This window comes from Streptomyces sp. NPDC054956 (genome assembly GCF_053609185.1).
Map to the genome: position 1 here is coordinate 1 of NZ_JBSGXB010000522.1, position 3134 is coordinate 3134.

3 protein-coding genes are annotated in these 3134 nt (G+C 71.4%); 2 read left to right on the forward strand and 1 reads right to left on the reverse strand.

What is annotated here, in order from left to right; translation table 11 throughout:
• Positions 1 to 192: 192 nt before the first annotated feature.
• Complete coding sequence (locus tag ACWGDE_RS37690; RefSeq protein ID WP_453393593.1) at positions 193 to 822, forward strand: ABC transporter ATP-binding protein; 630 nt, start codon at positions 193 to 195, stop codon at positions 820 to 822.
• A gap of 51 nt (positions 823 to 873) precedes the next feature.
• Here the strand turns inward: ACWGDE_RS37690 and ACWGDE_RS37695 are convergent, their stop codons facing one another.
• Positions 874 to 2079: an RNA-guided endonuclease InsQ/TnpB family protein gene (locus ACWGDE_RS37695; protein ID WP_453393594.1), complete on the reverse strand. Its 1206-nt coding sequence runs from the start codon at positions 2077 to 2079 to the stop codon at positions 874 to 876.
• Positions 2080 to 2224: 145 nt separating this feature from the next.
• Between ACWGDE_RS37695 and ACWGDE_RS37700 the strand changes: the two genes are divergently transcribed.
• Positions 2225 to 2998 (forward strand): ABC transporter ATP-binding protein, encoded by a 774-nt coding sequence (locus tag ACWGDE_RS37700; RefSeq protein ID WP_453393595.1) that lies wholly within the window; start codon positions 2225 to 2227, stop codon positions 2996 to 2998.
• Positions 2999 to 3134: the final 136 nt, after the last annotated feature.

Sequence of the window (3134 nt, forward strand, 5' to 3'; positions counted from 1 at the left end):
GTTTCGGGAAGGGGCGGGGTGGGGGACAGCCCCGCAGGGCCCACGCCCGTACCCGAACCCGCGGGCGTGCCGTCCGCAGGGTCCGTACCGCGACCCGCAGGCGGCGAGCCGGGCGCAGGGTCCCATCCCGTCCCCGCGCTTGAGCTGCGCGGAGTGACGGCCGGGTATGACGGGGGGCTCGTACTCCACGGGGTGGATCTGGTCGTGCGGCGGGGGGAGATCCTTGCCGTGCTCGGGCCCAATGGGGCCGGGAAGAGCACCGCCTGCCGGGTGGCGGCCGGGGCGCTGGCCGTTGCCGGCGGTTCCGTCCACGTGAACGGGCGGGACGCCACCCGCGACGGCGCCGTCGGGCGCTCCCGCGCCGGGGTGCTGCTGGCACCCGAGGGCCGCGGGATCTTCCCCGCGCTCAGCATCGAGGAGAACCTGGCCCTCTACCTGCGGCACGCGGACGAACGGGACGCCGTCTACGACCGGTTCCCCCGGCTCCGCGAACGCCGCACGGTCGCCGCCGGCGCACTGTCCGGCGGGGAACAGCAGATGCTGGCCCTCGCCCCCCTACTGCAGCGCCCGCCCGAGGTGCTCATCGCGGACGAGCCCTCGCTCGGGCTCGCGCCGCGCGTGGTGGACGAGGTGTACGGGCTGCTCACCGAGCTCCGCGACGCCGGGACCGCGCTGCTGCTGGTGGAGGAGAAGGCGGCCGAGATCCTCGGAATCGCCGACACCGTCGCCTACCTCTCGCAGGGCCGCGTCTCCTGGTGCGGCCCGCGCTCCGAGGTGGAGGCGGACCGGCTGACCGAGGCCTACCTGGGGATGGCGACTTGACATCCTCCCTTCCCCGAAGGGAGGGGATTCCTAGCTCACTTCGCCTGACCGTCAGCGACGGGCAGGGCTTACAAGATCAGCACCAGCCGGGTTGAGACCAGCCCGGACGAGCATCACGCGGGCGGAGTTCTTGTCCCTGGGGGACACGAGCCCGCACGCGGTGCACGTATACGTTCTCATCGAGAGGGGGAGTGCGTGCTTGGCTCTCGCTCCGCACCGTGCGCAGTCCATCGTGGTGTGCGCGGGGTGGACCAGGTGCACGGTCCGGCCATGCTTGCGGGCCATCTCGACCAGGGCCGTCTTGGTCGCGCCGATCGCGGCGTCAGCGGCCTTGCGGGCCATGGTGGTCTTCGCAAGGAACTTCGGACGGAAGTCCTCCACGGCCACGTGGTCGAAGTCGCGGACGATCGTCTTGGCCCACTTGCGGCCCGTGTCCGTCCGCTGCCGGGCGATCTTCTTGGACACCTTGGCCGCGGCCTTGCGGGCCTTGCGGTACCCGGCGGTGTCGGGACGGTTCTTCGGGGTCCGGCGCCGGGCCATCTGGCGCTGGTACCGGGCCAGCTTCACGGCGGCGGTCTTGCCGTGCTCGGCATGCGGCAGGTCGTGGGCGTCGGAGGTGGTGGTGGCGGTCTCCTTCACGCCCCAGTCGATTCCGATGGCCCGGCCGGTCTGCGACAGCATCTCGGTCGCAGTGGGGACGACGAAGGAGCAGTACCAGTGCCCGAGGCTGTCCCGGTACACACGCACCGAGGACGGGGGCCCTGGCAACTCACGCGACCACACCACCGTCAGGATGATCCCGCCCGCCAGGTGGAGGCGGCCGTCCTTGAGGCGGAAGCCACGTCGCGTGTACTCCAGCGTCGGGGCGGTCTCGCGCTTGCGCTTGACGCGGGGCATCCCGGCCCGCTGCCGCATGGACACCTTCGCCTTGATGTCCTTCAACGCCTTGGCGCGGGACTTCCCGAAGTCCCGGATGATCTGCTGCTGCGGGACACACGCCCCCTCACGCAGCCACGTCAACGACTGGCGGGACTCGGTCAGCATCGCGGCGAGCTGCACGGGCCCGCACGTCGCCTTCCCGCCGCTGGCCTCGTTGCGCGCGTGGACCTTGCGGGACATCGCCACGCACTCGTTCCACACCCACCTGCACCGCGCCCACTCGGCGTTCAGCTTCGCGAGCCCGGTAGACGACACGCGCAGTCGGAAGGTGTACCGGGCATGCCTGGCCACCTCCTCGCCCATCACGTCACCCGTCATGGTCCGCAACGTAACACCCCTCACTGACAACGAAAGAGAGTGCAGGTCAGAACAGCATGCGCACCGAACTCCGGAGCTTCGCGCCTCCCCGCCGAGGACCCATTCCTCCCCGCCCTCAAGGACCGGGATTCCTGGGAAGTGGTCGATGACAACAGATCCCTACGTACTGGAGGCCTCCGGCATCGGTGTCCGCTTCGGCGGCGTCAAGGCACTGACCGGCGTGGACCTCGGTGTCCGCGCCGGTGAGGTGTGCGGCCTGATCGGCCCGAACGGGGCCGGTAAGACCACCCTGTTCGACGTCCTGTCGGGGATACGCCGCCCCGACCAGGGCCGGATGATGCTCGACGGGGTGGACATCACCCGCCGCTCCCCCGTCTGGCGGGCCCGGCACGGAATGCGCCGCACCTTCCAGCGCCAGCAGTTGTTCGGGCAGCTCAGCGTGGCCGACAACGTCCTCGTCGCGCAGGAGTGGCGGGGCGGGGGCGGCGGTTTCGCCGCCGATCTCGTCGCCTCCCCCACCCGGCGCCGCCGGGAGCGGGAACGGCGGGAGCGGGCCGAGCGCGTGCTCCAGGACTGCGGCATCGGCGCGCTCGGGACCTCGTACGCCGGCGGGCTGCCGGTGGGCCGCGCCCGGATGGTGGAGCTGGCGCGCGCCGTGGCCGATCCGCCCCGGGTGCTCCTGCTGGACGAACCCGCCTCGGGAATGTCGGCGCCCGAACGCGAACGGCTGGCGACGGTCGTGCGCCGGCTGGCCGAGAAGGAAGGCTGCGCGGTGCTGCTGGTCGAGCACAACGTCGCCTTCGTGATGGACCTCTGCACCCGAGTGGTCGTCCTGGACCTGGGAAGCGTCCTGGCCGAAGGCACAGCCGCCGAGGTCCGGGCCAACCCCCTGGTCCGGGAGGCCTACCTGGGCACGTAGTCCCCCGGAGCCGCCCCGTGCCGGGGACGGGGGCGGGGTGGGGTGTCGTCCGGGACGTAAAACGTGATTTGTGGCGCGCGAAAGGCCCGAACCTCCGAAGCTCACAGAGGGCGCCAAAAATCATGCAGTCCCGGAC